This window comes from Amycolatopsis sp. NBC_01286 (assembly GCF_035982555.1).
Classification (GTDB): domain Bacteria; phylum Actinomycetota; class Actinomycetes; order Mycobacteriales; family Pseudonocardiaceae; genus Amycolatopsis.
Map to the genome: position 1 here is coordinate 723374 of NZ_CP108428.1, position 15458 is coordinate 738831.

At 70.7% G+C, this 15458-nt stretch carries 11 protein-coding genes and 2 pseudogenes; 8 read left to right on the plus strand and 5 right to left on the minus strand.

Annotated elements, in window-relative coordinates; all coding sequences use genetic code 11:
- Positions 1–6: 6 nt before the first annotated feature.
- Positions 7–462, minus strand: coding sequence for a DUF4396 domain-containing protein (locus OG570_RS03365; protein WP_323332394.1), 456 nt, complete (start codon positions 460–462; stop codon positions 7–9).
- Positions 463–757: 295 nt separating this feature from the next.
- Here OG570_RS03365 and OG570_RS03370 point away from each other — a divergent pair, with 295 nt between their 5' ends.
- A complete protein-coding gene (locus OG570_RS03370; RefSeq protein ID WP_326955551.1) occupies positions 758–1774 on the plus strand; it encodes an autoinducer 2 ABC transporter substrate-binding protein in 1017 nt (338 codons plus the stop codon).
- Positions 1775–1777: 3 nt separating this feature from the next.
- On the opposite strand, the gene OG570_RS03375 is transcribed toward OG570_RS03370, so the two are convergent.
- The 3 genes from OG570_RS03375 to OG570_RS03385 all read right to left on the minus strand — a co-directional run bounded on the left by OG570_RS03375 (position 1778) and on the right by OG570_RS03385 (position 5634).
- The gene (locus OG570_RS03375; RefSeq protein WP_326955552.1) at positions 1778–3346 is read right to left on the minus strand and encodes an esterase-like activity of phytase family protein; all 1569 of its coding nucleotides are present in this window, start codon (positions 3344–3346) and stop codon (positions 1778–1780) included.
- Between the two features lie 183 nt (positions 3347–3529).
- A complete protein-coding gene (locus tag OG570_RS03380) occupies positions 3530–4873 on the minus strand; it encodes a DUF6923 family protein (RefSeq protein WP_326955553.1) in 1344 nt (447 codons plus the stop codon).
- Positions 4870–5634: a bestrophin-like domain gene (locus OG570_RS03385; RefSeq protein WP_326946734.1), complete on the minus strand. Its 765-nt coding sequence runs from the start codon at positions 5632–5634 to the stop codon at positions 4870–4872. Before OG570_RS03385 ends, OG570_RS03380 begins: the two co-directional genes overlap by 4 nt.
- A gap of 483 nt (positions 5635–6117) precedes the next feature.
- Between OG570_RS03385 and OG570_RS03390 the strand changes: the two genes are divergently transcribed.
- The 3 genes from OG570_RS03390 to OG570_RS03400 all read left to right on the plus strand — a co-directional run bounded on the left by OG570_RS03390 (position 6118) and on the right by OG570_RS03400 (position 10125).
- A complete protein-coding gene (locus OG570_RS03390; RefSeq protein WP_326946733.1) occupies positions 6118–7530 on the plus strand; it encodes a family 2B encapsulin nanocompartment shell protein in 1413 nt (470 codons plus the stop codon).
- 178 nt (positions 7531–7708) lie between these two features.
- Entirely contained in the window at positions 7709–9097 is a 1389-nt protein-coding gene (locus OG570_RS03395; protein WP_326955554.1) for a family 2B encapsulin nanocompartment shell protein, read from the plus strand.
- Complete coding sequence (locus tag OG570_RS03400; protein WP_326955555.1) at positions 9097–10125, plus strand: family 2 encapsulin nanocompartment cargo protein polyprenyl transferase; 1029 nt, start codon at positions 9097–9099, stop codon at positions 10123–10125. The genes OG570_RS03395 and OG570_RS03400 overlap by 1 nt, the downstream gene beginning before the upstream one ends.
- 135 nt (positions 10126–10260) lie before the next feature.
- Here OG570_RS03400 and OG570_RS03405 read toward each other — a convergent pair whose 3' ends face one another.
- Positions 10261–11394 (minus strand): CapA family protein, encoded by a 1134-nt coding sequence (locus OG570_RS03405; protein WP_326955556.1) that lies wholly within the window; start codon positions 11392–11394, stop codon positions 10261–10263.
- A gap of 381 nt (positions 11395–11775) precedes the next feature.
- Between OG570_RS03405 and OG570_RS03410 the strand changes: the two genes are divergently transcribed.
- The 4 genes and pseudogenes from OG570_RS03410 to OG570_RS03420 all read left to right on the plus strand — a co-directional run bounded on the left by OG570_RS03410 (position 11776) and on the right by OG570_RS03420 (position 15457).
- The gene (locus OG570_RS03410) at positions 11776–12750 is read left to right on the plus strand and encodes a substrate-binding domain-containing protein (protein WP_326946729.1); all 975 of its coding nucleotides are present in this window, start codon (positions 11776–11778) and stop codon (positions 12748–12750) included.
- A gap of 114 nt (positions 12751–12864) precedes the next feature.
- Positions 12865–13335, plus strand: a pseudogene (locus OG570_RS48230) (ATP-binding cassette domain-containing protein); the annotation flags it as partial.
- A 318-nt stretch (positions 13336–13653) separates the two neighbouring features.
- Positions 13654–14358 (plus strand): annotated as a pseudogene (locus OG570_RS48235) (ATP-binding cassette domain-containing protein); the annotation flags it as partial.
- 64 nt (positions 14359–14422) lie between these two features.
- Positions 14423–15457 (plus strand): ABC transporter permease, encoded by a 1035-nt coding sequence (locus OG570_RS03420; protein ID WP_247061612.1) that lies wholly within the window; start codon positions 14423–14425, stop codon positions 15455–15457.
- Position 15458 lies beyond the last annotated feature (1 nt).

Below are 15458 nucleotides of genomic sequence, written 5' to 3' on the forward strand. Positions count from 1 at the left end.
AGGCCGTCAGTGCTGGTGGTGGGCGTGCACCTTCGCGTGCCCGAGCCCGCGGCCGATCATCCACTTGTTCACCGGCACCGTCACCACGAACGCGATCGCGAGCGAGAGCACCAGCGAAAGCCAGAAGAGCACGCTGGCCAGGCCCGCGTCCATCGCCCCCGGGATCGCCACGACCACCGTGTTGTCGATGACCTCCATGACCGCGATCGACACCGTGTCCGCGGCCAGCGCGACCTTGAACGCCGCCGCCAGGTCCAGGCCCGACTTGAGCACGCCGCGCATCGTCAGGCCGTAGCCGAAGACGAAGGCCAGCACGATCGACAGGACCACCGTCGCCGCGTTGTGCAGGCCGAACGCCGTGCCCAGCACCATGCCGAGCACCTCACCGATGGCGCAGCCGGTCAGGCAGTGCACCGTCGCCTGAACCGCCGTCGCCCACGAAGCCCCGTGCTGTTCGCTCATGCCTGCGACTATACCCCCAAGGGGTATCGACGTGCTTGTCTCGCCGGCCACACCGCGGGCGAGCACGCACAGCGACGTCCAGCTCGCCGCAGTGCTACCCAGAGTGCTATCCAGTGTCGCTCAGCGTAGCGAACACCGCCGACCAGGCGTTCTCCCGCCGGAAAGCCGCCAGGTAGAACTCACTTTCGTAACCCTTTGCGCACATCCCGTTGACCACAGTTACCCGGGGCCCTACGTTCGCCGTGGGTCTCCACCGCGCGCAGACCGTCACCGAAGCAGTGAGGAATGGGTGGGGATGCGAGGGCCGACGAGGACGTCCCGGCTGATCGCGACGCTGCTGTTGAGCGTGGCGTTCGCGCTCGGCGGCTGCTCGGAACAGCTCGGCAGCACGCCGCCACCGGCACCGACGCGGATCGTGTTCGTGCCCAAGATCGCCAAGATCCCGTACTTCGAGGCGATGAACAGCGGCGGGACGGAGGCCGCGAAGCAGCTGGGTGCCGAGTGGACGATGACCGCCCCGGCGTCGGTCGACCCGGCCGCGCAGGTGACGATCCTGCGCACGCTGATCGCGCGGAAGGTCGACGTCATCGTCGTCGCGCCGAACGACCCCGCCGCGCTCGCGCCGGTGATCGCCGAGGCCCGGGCGAAGGGCATCCACGTGCTCACCTCGGACACCGACGCGCCGGGCACGCAGCGCGAGGTGTTCGTCAACCAGTCCAGCGCCGAGGGCATCGGCACCGCGGTCACCGACGCGCTGATGGCGAAGACCGGCGGCGCCGGCAAGTACGCGATCGTCTCGTGCGGCCCGGCCGCGGCGAACCTCAACAGCTGGATCTCGGTCCAGAAGGAGTACACGGCCGCGCACTACCCCAAGGCCCAGATCGTCGAGACCGTCTACGCCGGGGAGGACGAGGACGCCGCGACGGCGCTGGCCAAGCAGCTGATGACCCGCTACCCCGACCTGACCGGCCTGGTCGGCGAGTGCACGACGTCCGCGCCGGGCGTCGCGAAAGCCGTGAAGGAACAGCAGAAGATCGGCCAGGTGTTCACCGTCGGCGTCGGCACGCCGCAGTCGATCAAGCCGTACCTGCTCGACGGCTCGTGCTCGCAGTCGGTGCTGTGGAACGTCGAGTCGCTGGGCTGGCTGACCGCGTGGACGGCCAAGCAGGTCGCCGACGGCAAGCCGCTGAGCCCGGTCAACAGGGTGAGCCTGGAGTTGCCGGCGGTGAAGTACGACGCCCCGTCGAAGACCGTCCTGCTGGGCGATCCGCTGCTCATCACCGCCGACAACGTCGACCAGTTCAAGTACTGATCGCTACCGTACGTCGATGGTGACCGTCGCCGTACTGGTGACCGCCGGGAGCCGGGTCGTGTCGACCGCGAGGTACTCGCCGTCGTCCTGACGGCCGTCCGGCAGCGTCTTCGGATGCAGCGCGTACGGCGGGGCCGCGTTCGTCACGCCGTCGATGCCGAAGTCGTTGTCGTTGCTGATGACCAGCGTCCGGCCGCCGTCGGTGGTGGCGACGCCCTCGACCTTGTCGTGCCCGAAGAAGCCGCCGGCCGGGTCGAGGCCGGTCACCAGCGCGCCGAGGTCCAGCGAGAGCTTCTTGCCCACCGGCGTGATCCCGGCCGCGGCGAGGTCCCTGATCGCGTCGGCGGTGGTGTCCTTGCCGACGTAGGCGTCGATGCTCTTGCCGCCGACCAGCACGCCACCCTTGACGGCGTCGTAGCCCGCCGCCCGCGGCCCGACGTCGGTGGCGCCGGCCAGGTCGATCTCGAAGAGCTTCTTGTACGCGCCCGGTTCGAGCTTGCCGTCCCGTTCGTCCACCAGGAAGCGGGTCGCCGACAGCGCGGTGATCTCGCTGACCGCGGTGCCCGTCGTGGCCGGGTCGTCGAGCAGGTAGAGGTACTCGTGCGTGGCGCGGGTGCGCAGGTCGACGGTGACGATCCGCAGCGTGGTGACGTTGCCCGGCTTCTTCGTCAGGTCCGGCTGCTGCAGCGCGGACTGCATGACGCCGACGAGCGTCCGGCCGTCGGGGGTCAGCGCGAGGCCTTCCATGCCCTTGTTCGGCACCCGGTACTTCAGCTCGGCCGGCAGCGAGCCGTCGAACGGCGAGAGCCGCTCGAGCGCCCGGCCGTCGCGGCCGAAGTGCGTGATGAACGGGCCGTACTCGTCGGACACCCAGAACGTGCCGTCGCGCTGGGCGACCAGGCCTTCCGAGTCGTAGCCGTCCGCCGACTTCGGCAGGACGTTGCCGTTCAGGTCGACGATCTTCTCGCCGGTGTCGGCCTGCGGGCTGACCTGGCCGTTGTACGGCGTGCCGTCCGCGGCGCGCAGCGGGATCGTCTTCTCCAGCACGGCTTTCCCGTCGTGGAGCCGGAACTTCCCGATGGCCGGGGTGAACGCGGGCAGTGGCTCGATCTTGCCGCCGTCGGGCGCGTCGACGTTCGGGCCGCGGTCGGTGAGGCCGTAGAACTCGTCGCGGTTCCCGGGGACGGGGGTCAGCGCGGAGCCGTACGCGCCGCCCTTGAGCTGGACGCCGCCGATCGTGGCCAGCGGCTTGAGCGCGGTCGGGTAGAGCTTCACCGCGTCGGAAACGGTGTAGGTGAAGGAATCACGGCCGTGGAAGCCGGGTGCCGGGGTGTAGTGGAACGCGCCGTCGGCACCGATCGTGACGCTGCCGTGCGCGGCCGCGGTGTGCCGGACGACGGCGGTGGCGCCGCGGTCGTTGCCGAGCACGTCGTCGTGCAGGGTCTGCCCCGCGCGGACGCGGTAGTGGTCGTCCTTCGCCCGCGGCCCGTGCTCGTGCGCCGAGGCCGGCCCCGCGGCGGCCAGCGGCAGCGCCAGGACCGTGGCCACCAGGGCGATTCGTACCCGCTTCATCGGTTTTCTCCTCCTCCGGCGCGTGACTGCGCCGGAGGAGGAGTCTGAGTGGCCGAAGTGGACAACGCCCGTCTTCGAGGAGACCGTGGCGTTAACGGTGCCGCCGGGTGGTCTGCCGCAGCTCGTCGTGAGTGGTAATGAGGGTTCTAACCCGCATTACCACTCACGACCCCGGCCACGGTGCTAGCGGTGGCGGCGGGCCGCGGCGACCGCTCCGGCGCCCAGCACCAGGATCAGCGTCGTGAGGCCCCAGCGGCGCTTCTCCTTCGTCCGCACGGCGGTGTCCTGCGCCACGGGTTCGGCCTTCTTCGTCGGGACGGCGTGCGGTTTCTTCGTCGGGGGCGCCGGGGTCGGCGGCGCCGTCGTGGGCTCTTCCCGCGGTGACGCGGTCGGTGGCGGCGGCGGCGCGACCGGTTCCTCCACCGGTGGCGGCTGCGACGGCGGAGGCTGCTCCGGCGGTGGCTTCGGTTTCGGTTTCGGTGTGGGGGTCGGCGTCGGCGGGTTCGGCGGCGGCGAGTTGGGCGGCGGGCTGTTGGGCGGGGGCGAGTTCGGCGGGGGCGTGTTCGGGGGCGGGGTGTTGGGCGGCGGCTCGGTGGGCGGCGGCGTGTTCGGCGGCGGCTCGGTCGGGGGCGGCGGCGGGGGCACCGCCGCCTCGGCGTAGCAGCCGGCCGCGTCACCGCTGGCCAGCACCGGGCCGGTCGAGATCTCGACCGCCGGACCCGAGCCGTCGCGGGGCAGGCGGTACGTCACGCTCCGGCGGCCCTCGTGGTTGGCCGTCGCGTAGATCGCGCCCGGGCCGAGGACGACCGAGCCGTACGCGCCGCCGCTGGGCAGCTGCAGGCCGGGCACCACCGCGACCTTGCCGGACGACGGGTCGACCGTCACCACCGAACTGTCGCCGCGCGACGACGTCGAGACGCCGTACAGCAGCCCGTCCGCCGGGTCGTAGGCGAAGTCGTCGACGCCGTCGGCCAGCGACACCGGCCGCAGCGACGTCCGGTGCACGACGCGCACGTAGTCGGCGCTCGCCGGATCGACGTCCACTGTGTACAGATCGCTGTTCTGCCGGACGTACCAGTGGTTCCCGGCCACGACGCCGGCGGTGGCGCCGGTGACCTGGCTCCACACCGGGTGCGGCGTGCCCGCCTTGCCGACCACGCCGAGGTCGGTGACCGCGCCGGTCCGGCTGATGCGCACGGCGTGCGCGCCGTCGTGGTAGCGGCCGGCGCGGGTGCCGTCGGCGACGCCGTACACCACGTCCTGCGCGGGCGCGTAGCCCATCGCGTTGATCCAGTACCCGACCTCGGTCAGGCGTTTCGTGAGGCCGTCGGGCAGCGACAGCAGTCGCAACGTCGTCGGCGCGCCGCTGCGTTCGTTCTCGGCCTGCAGGATCGTGCAGCCGTTCGGGGCCGGGGCCGCCGGGCGCTTCGGCGACGAAGGAGCGAGCCACCCCGTCGCCGCCAGCAGTGCCGAAACCACCGCGGCGACGCCGAGCATCGCCGCCCAGCGGGCCCTCCCGCCGGTCAAGCCAGCCTTTCCAGCGCCGACTTGAACGCGTCCGGCGGGATGCTCGCGCCGCCGCTGAACGGGTTCTGCAGCTGGTAGATCGCGAACAACAGCAACGTGATCGTGCCGGCCAATGTGGAGACGATGATGATGTGCGCGGCGAGCCGGGTGCCGCCGAAGAGGTTGGGCAGCAGGATCGCCGTGATGATGCTGCCGAGGACGAGCGCGAACCAGACGACCGCGCCCACCCCACCACCGCCGGCGTTGTTCAGTCGCTGCGTGCGGGACTGGTACACCGACCAGAGCTGGTTGCTGGCCTCGGTCTTGCGGTCGATCTGCCAGTCGCCGTCGACGTTCGCGGCCGCGACGGCCTGGCGCATCTGGTCCAGCTGCGTCCAGCCGGTGGCCGGGATCGCGCCGCCGTCGGCCAGGCGCGGCCACTCCTGCTGCTCGACCGTCTGCGAGTAGGCGGTGGCGAGCTGGCGCACGCGGTCCGCGGTGTCGGGCGGGAGCGCGTCGGCGGCCCAGGTGGCCGCCACGAGGCTGTCGGCCTCGGTCTGCGCGTCCTGGGTCGCGCCGCCCACCGAGTCGTAGAGCGAGATGAGCACGAACGCCATCAGCACCGCGTGCAGCCCGCCGACGATGGTGAACACCTGGCCGGCCGCGTCGTTGTTGTCGGCCCGCCCCTCGTCCCAGCCGAACCGCCGGACCAGGTACCCGATCACGGCGCCGACGAGCGCCGCGCCGACCACCCACAGAGTGCCGGCCAGGAAGATGTTCATCCGAGTCCTTTCACCCGCCGAACGCGGGACGCGCCGCCCGGTGAATTCCGCAACCGGACCCGCTCAAGTTAGTCAGCCATTTCCGGGCGGACAACTTGGTATTGTGGGAATCATCCGAGTGGCCGCACCCGCGCTCCGATTATCGCCGGTTCGGCCCAGTCGACCGGCACCGGGGTCCGTCTCGCCACCGCGTGGCGCTACTCCGAATTCCCCTTACGAGCAGGGAACTTTCCCGACCGAGTGACGCGCGGGCACCCGTCGTGACCAACTGTGGCCGACACCCCGCCGGCAGGTGTCCGGAATGGGCGGACCGGGGCCCGCTGAATATCCCGGTGACCCGATCGTGTCATTGTGCGGCTCCGCCCGGTTGATATGTTGATTTCGCGGCGCCGTCAACCGCGCATTATCGAAAATCGCAGGTCACAACTCCGCGCGCCGCAGGGCGGGCGCGCACCGACTCCGAACGAATGGGTGGTTCTCGCTGTGACTGTCACCGACCCGGTGGACTCCGCGACCGCGGAACAGGCACCTCTGAGCCTCGGCCGGGCCGCGGCCCGGACCCTGGCGACGACGACGAAGTCCGTCCCGCAGATGCAGGGCATCTCGTCGCGGTGGCTGCTGAAGCTGCTGCCGTGGGTCGAGGTCTCCGGCGGCGCCTACCGCGTCAACCGCCGGCTGAGCTACTCCGTGGGCGACGGGCGGGTCACGTTCACCACGACCGGCGCCGAGGTCCGCGTGATCCCGCCGGAGCTCGGCGAGCTCGCGCCGCTGCGCGGGTACGACGACGAAGAGGTCCTCAACGAGCTGGCGAGCCGCTTCGGCCAGCACGAGTACGAGCCGGGTGACGCGCTCGTCGAGTTCGGCAGCCAGGCCGACCACGTCTTCCTCATCGCGCACGGCAAGATCACCAAGGTCGGCACCGGCGCCTACGGCGACCAGACGGTGCTCGGCACGATGGCCGACGGCGACTACTTCGGCGAAGGCTCGCTGATCAGCAGCGACGGGATCTGGGAGTTCACGGCGAAGGCCGTCACCCGGTGCACCGTGCTGAGCCTGCCGCGCCAGGTGTTCCAGGAGGTGCGGGACCGGTCGGAGACCCTGCAGGCCCACCTGGACGCCTTCGTCGCCGGTGGCGCGTCGGCCCGCAACGACCACGGTGAAGCGGAGATCACGCTCTCCGCGGGCCACGACGGCGAACCGGCGCTGCCGGGCACGTTCGTCGACTACGACAGCTCGCCGCGCGAGTACGAGCTGAGCGTCGCCCAGACCGTGCTGCGGGTGCACTCCCGCGTCGCGGACCTCTACAACCAGCCGATGAACCAGATCGAGCAGCAGCTGCGGCTGACCGTGGAGGCGTTGCGGGAGCGCCAGGAACACGAGCTGATCAACAACACCGACTTCGGGCTGCTGCACAACGCCGACTTCGCCCAGCGCGTCCCGACCCGCACCGGGCCGCCGACGCCGGACGACCTCGACGACCTGCTTTCGCTGGTGTGGAAGGACCCCGGGTTCTTCCTGGCCCACCCGAAGACGATCGCCGCGTTCGGCCGCGAGTGCAGCAAGGCCGGGATCTACCCGGACGCCGTCGACATGGGCGGGCACCAGGTGCCGGCGTGGCGCGGGATCCCGATCCTGCCGTGCAACAAGATCCCCGTCACCGAGACCCGCACCAGCTCGATCCTGCTGATGCGCACCGGCGAGCAGTCCCAGGGCGTCGTCGGGCTGCACCAGACCGGGCTGCCCGACGAGTACCAGCCGGGCCTGAACGTCCGCTTCATGGGCGTCTCGGAGCAGGCGATCATCTCCTACCTGGTCAGCGCCTACTACTCCGCCGCGGTGCTCGTGCCGGACGCGCTCGCCGTCCTGGAGAGCGCCGAGATCGGCCGGGAGGGCTGATGCCCGAACCCGCCACGCCACCCCGGAAGCCGGACGCGGAGCCCCCGCGTCCGGGCTCCGGCCTCCCCCCGTCGGCCTTCGGGCCGACGGGCCTGGGCACGGCCGCCGCCCGGATCGTGCCGAAGCCCGCGGGCGCCCGTCCTCCTGAAGCCCCAGAACCCGATCGGCGCGTGAAACCTTGACAGTCACCGAAGAACCGGCGCCGCCGCAGCTGTCGCTCGGCACCCGAGCGGCCCGCACGCTCAGCACCACCACCAAGTCGCTCCCGCAGATGCGCGGCATCACCCCGCGGTGGCTGCTCTCGCAGCTGCCCTGGGTCGAGGTCCCGGCGGGCAGCTACCGGGTCAACCGGCGGCTGACCTACACGATCGGCGACGGCAAGCTCAGCTTCTTCAACACCGGCGCCCGCGTCCAGGTGGTGCCCGCCGAGCTGACCGAGCTCGAGCTGCTGCACGGGTTCGGCGACGAGCAGGCCCTCTCGGCGCTGGCCGACGCCTTCGAGCAGCGCGAGTACGAACCGGGCGCGACGATCACGACCGCCGGCGACCCGCTCGACACGCTGGTGCTGATCGCGCACGGCAAGGTGACCCAGCACGGCCGCGGCGAGTACGGCGACGAGACGCTGCTGGGCACCGCCGCCGACGGCGACCACTTCGGCGCCGACCTGCTCGCCCGCGACGACGCGACGTGGAAGTTCACCGCCCGCGCCAAGACCCGGGTGATCGCGCTGATCCTCCCGGTGGCGGCGTACGCCCGGCTCAACGGCCGCTCCGAGTCGCTGCGCGCGCACGTCGCCGAGATGGCCGGGCGGGAGCGCAAACCCCAGAACGCCCGGGGCGAGGCGAGCATCGACCTGTCCGCCGGCCACGACGGCGAGCCGATCCTCTCCGGCACCTACGTCGACTACGACGCGTCGCCGCGGGAGTACGACCTCGCCGTCGCGCAGACGATCCTGCGCGTCAGCAACCGCGTCACCGACCTCTACAACCAGCCGATGAACCAGCTGGAGCAGCAGCTGCGGCTCACCGTGGAGGCGTTGCGGGAACGGCAGGAGCACGAGCTGATCAACAGCACCGAGTTCGGGCTGCTGCACAGCGCGGACCTCAAGCAGCGGATCACCACCCGCAGCGGCCCGCCCACGCCGGACGACATGGACGAGCTGCTCACCCGCCGCCGCAAGACCCGGTTCTTCCTGGCGCACCCGCGCGCGATCGCGGCACTCGGGCGCGAGTGCACCGCACGCGGGCTCTACCCGGCGACGACGGTCCTCGACGGCCGGCGCGTGAGCGCGTGGCGCGGCGTGCCGATCCTGCCGAGCGACAAGATCCCGGTCACCGACGCGGGCACGACGTCGATCATCGCGATGCGTACGGGCGAGGACGACGCCGGCGTGATCGGGCTGCGGCCGGCGTCGCTGCCGGACGAGTACCAGCCGGGCCTCAACGTGCGGTTCCTGGGCATCAACGAGCGCGCGGTGACGTCGTACCTGGTCAGCGCCTACCACTCGGCGGCCGTGCTGGTGCCGGACGCGCTCGGCGTGCTCGGCGACGTCGAGGTCGGGCGCTGATGACGACCTTGGACACGCGCACCGCGGCCCGGCCGCTCTCCGACGTCCTGACCTGGAGCAAGAGCCTGGTCGACGCGGCGACGCGGACGGCGGCCGAGCGGCTGCCGGAGTCGATGCGGCGGATCGCGGGTTACCACTTCGGCTGGTGGGACGCGAACGGCGAGCCGACGCGGGGTGACGGCGGCAAGGCCCTGCGCCCGGCGCTGGTGCTGCTGTGCGCGGAGGCGGTGGGCGGGGACGCGGCGGACGCCGTCCCCGCCGCCGTCGCGGTCGAGCTCGTGCACAACTTCTCGCTGCTGCACGACGACGTCATGGACGGCGACACGACCCGGCGGCACCGGGCCACGGCGTGGACGGTGTTCGGCACCGGGCCGGCGGTGCTCGCCGGGGACGCGTTGCTGTCGCTGGCGTTCGAGCTGCTCGCGCCGAGCGGCGTCGCGAGCACCCGGCTGCTGTCGGCCGGGGTGCTCGACCTGCTCGACGGCCAGGCCGCGGACCTCGGCTTCGAGCAACGCGACGACGTCACCCCGGGCGAGTGCGTCCGGATGGCGGAGGGCAAGACGGCGGCGCTGCTGGGCGCGGCGTGCACGCTCGGCGCGCTGGCCGGGCAGGGAAAGCCCGAGGACGCCGAGCGGCTGGGCGCGTTCGGCCGGTCGATCGGGCTGGCGTTCCAGCACATCGACGACCTGCTCGGCATCTGGGGAGACCCCGACGTCACCGGCAAGCCGGTGTACTCGGACCTGCAGAACCGGAAGAAGTCGCTGCCGGTCGTGACGGCGCTGTGCTCCGGCACGCCGGCGGGCGCCGAGCTGGCCGAGCTCTACGCGCAAGCGGACCCGCTCGACGACGCTTCGCTGGCCCGCGCGGCCACGCTCGTCGACGAGGCCGGCGGCCGCCAGTGGAGCCAGGCCCAGGCCGAGGCGTTGCTGGCCAAGGGCCTCCGCGACCTCGCCGCGGTGAACCCGAACCCCCGAGCCGGCGCCGAACTCGCCACCCTGGCCCGCCTGATCACCACCCGCACCCACTGAGGTTGTGATTGAAGGGTCAACTCGCGTGATCAGAACGCCAACTCACGTGATTGGAGGGTCGACACGATGCCATGGCCCGTGTCGACCCTTCAATCACGCGTGTCGACTCCTCAATCACGCGTGTCGACCCTTCCGTCACGGCTTTCCGGGGCGGGTGAGGCCGTCTTTGTCGGCTCCCAGCGACAGGATGTTCTTGTCCGTGTCGGACAGGGCCTTCGTGACCTGCGTTGACGCCGGGGATGTCGACAAGTCGAGAAGGCGGATGGGGGCGTCCAGCTTGATGAGGGTCGGGACGTACTCGGCCTTGTCGACCTTCCAGCGGTCGCCGTCGCGGACGAAGCGGAACCGGGCCGCCGCGCCCTCCTCCGTGTCCCCGCGCGGGTCGGAGTGGCGGGCGACGCTGTTGCCGAGGCCGTAGGCCACCCACTTGTCCCCCACCTTCTCGAACGGCTGCACCACGTGCGCGTGGTGGCCGACGATCAGGTCGATGTCCGCCGATCCCAGCAGCTTCTTCGCCTGGCTGCGCTGCTCGGCCGTCGGGTCGTGCTGGTACTCGACGCCCCAGTGCAGGCTCGCGATCACGACCTGCGCCCCCGCCTCGCGCGCCTTCTTCGCCGCCGCCAGGACGTCGTCGACGTCGATCTGGTTGGCCAGCCACGGCTTCCCGGCCGGCACCTTGATCCCATTGAAGCCGAAGGCGTAGGACACCTGCGCGACCTTGACGCCGTGGACGTCCAGGATCAGCGGCGTCGCCGCTTCCTTCGCCGAGCGGGCCGAGCCGGTGTGCTTGAGGCCGTTCGCGTCGAGCGCGTCCAGGGTCCGCTCGACGCCGCCGGCGCCCTGGTCGATCGTGTGGTTGGACGCCGTCGAGCAGGTGTCGTACCCGGTGTCCTTGATCGCGGCCGCGATCTCCGGCGGCGCGCTGAACGACGGGTACCCGCTGTAGGGCCCGCCTTCGGGCGCCAGCGGCGTCTCGAGGTGGCAGATGCCGAGGTCGGCGCCGGAGATCAGCGGCTTGATCCCGGCCAGCAGCGGCCGGTAGTCGAACTTGCCGTGCCCGTCGGCCTCGGCCTGGTCCGACAGCGCCGGGTGGATCAGGACGTCGCCGGTCGCGACGACGCTGAACGACCCGTCGGGCGCCGACGCCGAAGCCTCCGACGACGACTCCGGGAACGGCGTCGGCGCCGGGCCTCGCTGCTGCGGCGGGCTGCTGCAGGCGGCCAGCAGGACGGCGGTCCCGGCGAGCACGGCGACGCGGTAGCTCGTCATCGATCCCCCTTGTGACGTGGTCCGGTCATCCTCCCAGTCGGGCGAATCCGACATCTCGGGGGCGACGTCCTCCGTCAACCAGCGCAACAGTCGACAACACCGATCACAACACTCACACCGGACAGCTACCGGACAACGCGCAGGTCGAGCGGTAATTAATACGATTAATGGCCGGGCCCGAGCGACACGGCGATCACACAGAGTAGATCTCGCTCCGCTAACTGCCAGGCCGGAGCGTCTTGACGTCACCCGAACGAGTGTCTTGTAATACGAGTCACACGGCGTTCACGCGCCCGCAACACTCACCCCCGGCCCCCATGGGAGCACTCGATGTCCACATACCCGCACAGGTCACGGACCTGGGGCGTTGTTGGTTGTTGTTTGATTGCCGGTGCCATGTTGGCCGCCTGCTCCTCCGGCAAGACGGAAGCACCGGCGTCGCAGCAGGCGCCCGCCAACGGCAAGATCACGCTGTACTACCTGCAGAAACAGGGCGACCAGCAGTACTTCGTCGAGCAGGCGCAGGGGGCGCAGGAGAAGGCGAAGGAGCTCGGCGTCGAGCTCAAGGTCGTCAACCTCGGCCAGGACGCCAACAAGGCGATCACCGAACTGGACGCCGCGGTCGCGCAGGGCGCCAACGGCGTCGCCATCGTCGTCCCCGACCAGGCCATCGGCCCGCAGGTGATCGACAAGGCGAAGAGCGCGGGCATCCCGATCATCGCCTCGGACGACGTCATCAAGGACGGCTCCGGCGCGAAGGCCCCGTTCGTCGGCTTCAACGGCAGCCAGATGGGCGACTCGGTCGGCACCGAGGCCGGGAAGCTGTTCAAGGCCGCCGGCTGGACCGCCGCCGACACCAAGATCATCAGCGCCTACAAGCAGGACCTCAGCGTCTGCACCGACCGCGTCAACGCCGCCAAGTCCGCGTTCGCGAAGGCCGGCGACCCGAGCATCCCGGTGATCGACGTCGGCACGGACAACTCGCCGGTCGACGCGCAGAACCGCTCCGGCGCGGTGATCGGCTCGAACCCGGGCGTCAAGCACTGGGTCGTCTGGGGCTGCAACGACGAGAACGAGACCGGTGTCGTGACGGCGCTGGCCAACTCGGGCGTGCAGGCGAACAACATCATCGGCGTCGGCCTCGGCGCGTACCTCACCTGCAAGGACTGGGCGGCCGGCAAGGATACCGGCAACAAGTCCGCGCTCTACATCTCCGGCGCCGAGGTCGGCCGCTCGGCGATCCAGGTGCTGGTGGACAAGGTGAAGAACGGCAAGGAGCTGCCCGCCGAGACGATCGCGAAGACCACGATCGTCAACAAGGACAACTACAAGCAGGCCGGCGTCAACTGCACCTGACCGAACTCCCGTGCCCGTCACTTTCACGTGAAAGTGACGGGCACGGGTTCCACCGCTCGAAGGGCGATCATGTCCAGCTCTGCTCCCGCGCTCGCCGTCGAGGGCATCGGCAAGCGTTTCTCCGGGGTCACCGCCCTCGACGACGTCTCGCTGGAGTTCCGCTCCGGCGAGGTGCTCGCGCTGATGGGCGAGAACGGCGCCGGCAAGTCGACGCTCCTGCGTGTGCTCTCCGGCGACCAGGGCCCCGACGACGGCCGGCTGCTGCTCGACGGCACCGAGGTCACCTTCGACACCCCGCGCGCGGCGATGGCCGCCGGGGTGCGCGTGATCTACCAGGAACCCGAGATCATCCCGCACGTTTCGGTGGCGGAGAACGTCTTCGTCGGCGAGCTCCCCGCCAAGGCGCGGGTCTTCAACCGCCGCACGCTGCTGAAGGCGACGCAGGACGCGCTCGCCGAGTACGGCTTCGAAGGCGTGCTCAACCCGGCGACGCTCGGCGTCGCGCTCTCGGCCGCCCAGCGGCAGATCGTCGAGATCCTGCGCGTGCTCACCGCGGACACCCCGCCGAAGGTGATCGCCTTCGACGAGCCGACGTCGTCGCTGTCCGAACACGAGGTGGACGCGCTGTTCCGGCTGATCGGGCGGCTGCGCGACAACGGCGTCGCCGTCGTCTACGTCTCGCACCGGCTGAAGGAGATCTTCCGGCTCGCCGACCGCGTCGCGGTGCTGCGCGACGGGAAGCTCGTCGGCGTCCAGCAGGCCGCGGACACCGACGAAGCCAGCCTCGTCCGGATGATGATCGGCCGCGACCTGTCCGCGCTCGAACGCCGTGTCACGCAGGACACCGGCGAAGTCGTGCTGAAGCTCGACGACGTGACCACCGACGACGTCACCGGCATCTCGCTGCAGGTCCGCGCGGGCGAGGTCGTCTGCCTGGCCGGGCTGGTCGGCGCGGGCCGCTCCGAGCTGGCCCGCGCGATCGTCGCCGACCTGCCGATCCGCTCGGGGACCATCGAGCTCGCCGGGAAACGGCTGCGCGCCCGCAACCCCGGCGACGCCGTCAAAGCGGGCATCGGCTTCGCGCCCGAAGAACGCAAGACGGACGCGCTGCTCATGCAGCGGTCCGTGCGCGACAACATCTCCATCTCCGTGCTCGACCGCCTTCGCCGCTTCCGCGTGGTGAAGCGCGCGAAGGAACGCGCGCTCGTCGAGGAGTACATCCGCGAGCTGCGTGTGCGGACGCCGTCGATGGAGCAGGAAGTCCGGAAACTGTCCGGCGGCAACCAGCAGAAGGCCGTCCTGGCGCGGTGGCTCGCGCGGCGGCCGAAGCTGCTGATCCTCGACGAGCCGACCCGCGGCGTCGACGTCGGCGCCAAGGCCGAGATCTACCGGATCATCGACGGCCTCGCCGCGGAGGGCATCGCGCTGCTGGTCATCTCGTCCGACCTGCCCGAGGTCCTGACGCTGGCCGACCGCATCCTCGTGATGCGCGCCGGGCGGCTGGCCGGCGAGATCGCCAGTGCCGACGCGACCGAGGAAGCCGTGCTGACCCTCGCCATCCCCGAAACCGAACCCGCAGTAGAAGAGCAGCAGGAGATCGGCGCATGAGTGAGCTTGCGAACGAATCGATCGACACAGCAGTAGCCGTGCCGAGCGTCAGCGAGGTCGGCGCATGAGTACCCCGACGCAGGAGAAAGCCATGTCCTCGGAGCCGGCCGCGCCGCAGCAGCCCTCGGTGGTCCGCCGCGTGCTGACCGGCATCGGCGTGCAGAACTCGAGCCTGATCATCACGCTCGTCGCGTTGATCGTGCTGCTGAGCATCCTGAACGACAACTTCCTGCGCACCAACAACCTGCTGCTGATCGGCAGCGCGATCACCATCATGGGGCTGCTCGCCCTGGTGCAGACGCTGGTGATCATCCTGGGCGCGCTGGACATCTCGGTCGGCTCGATGGCGGGGCTCGCCTCGGTCGTCTCGGCGATGGTGTTCACCTCGTCCGGCAACGCCGAGGTCGGCATCCTCGCCGCGGTCGGCGTCGGCATCGTCTGCGGCCTGGTCAACGGCATGATCATCATCTTCGGCCGGGTCAACCCGGTGGTCGCGACGCTGGCCATGCTGGCCACCTACAAGGGCATCGCGCAGGTCATCTCCGACGGCAAGTCGCAGGGCTACACCGGCGGCGACGACCTGTTCATCTTCCTGGCCAAGGGCGCCATCCTCGGCCTGCCGTCGCTGGTGTGGGTGTTCCTGATCGTCGCGGCGGCGCTGCACTTCCTGCTGAAGTACACCGACATCGGCCGCAACGTCTACGCGATCGGCGGCAACGACACCGCCGCGCGGCTGGCCGGCATCAACATCAACCGGTACATCATCGGCGTCTACGCGCTGGCCGGCGTGGTCGCGGCGGTCGCGGGTGTCCTGATCACCGCGCGCACCGGCTCGGGCCAGCCGGTGTCCGGGTCCGAGGGCCTGGAGCTGCAGGCCGTCACCGGCGCCGCGCTCGGCGGCACGATGCTCAAGGGCGGGCGCGGGTCGATCATCTCCACCGTGCTCGCGGTGATCATCCTGGGCGTGCTCGACAACGGCATGTCCGGGCTCGGCATCAACCCGTTCTGGCAGAACGTCGCGCACGGCGCCCTGCTGGTGATCGCCGTCGTGCTGCAGCAGCTGCGCAGCGGAGAGCGCCGCGTCGGCCTGCCCGAGTAGC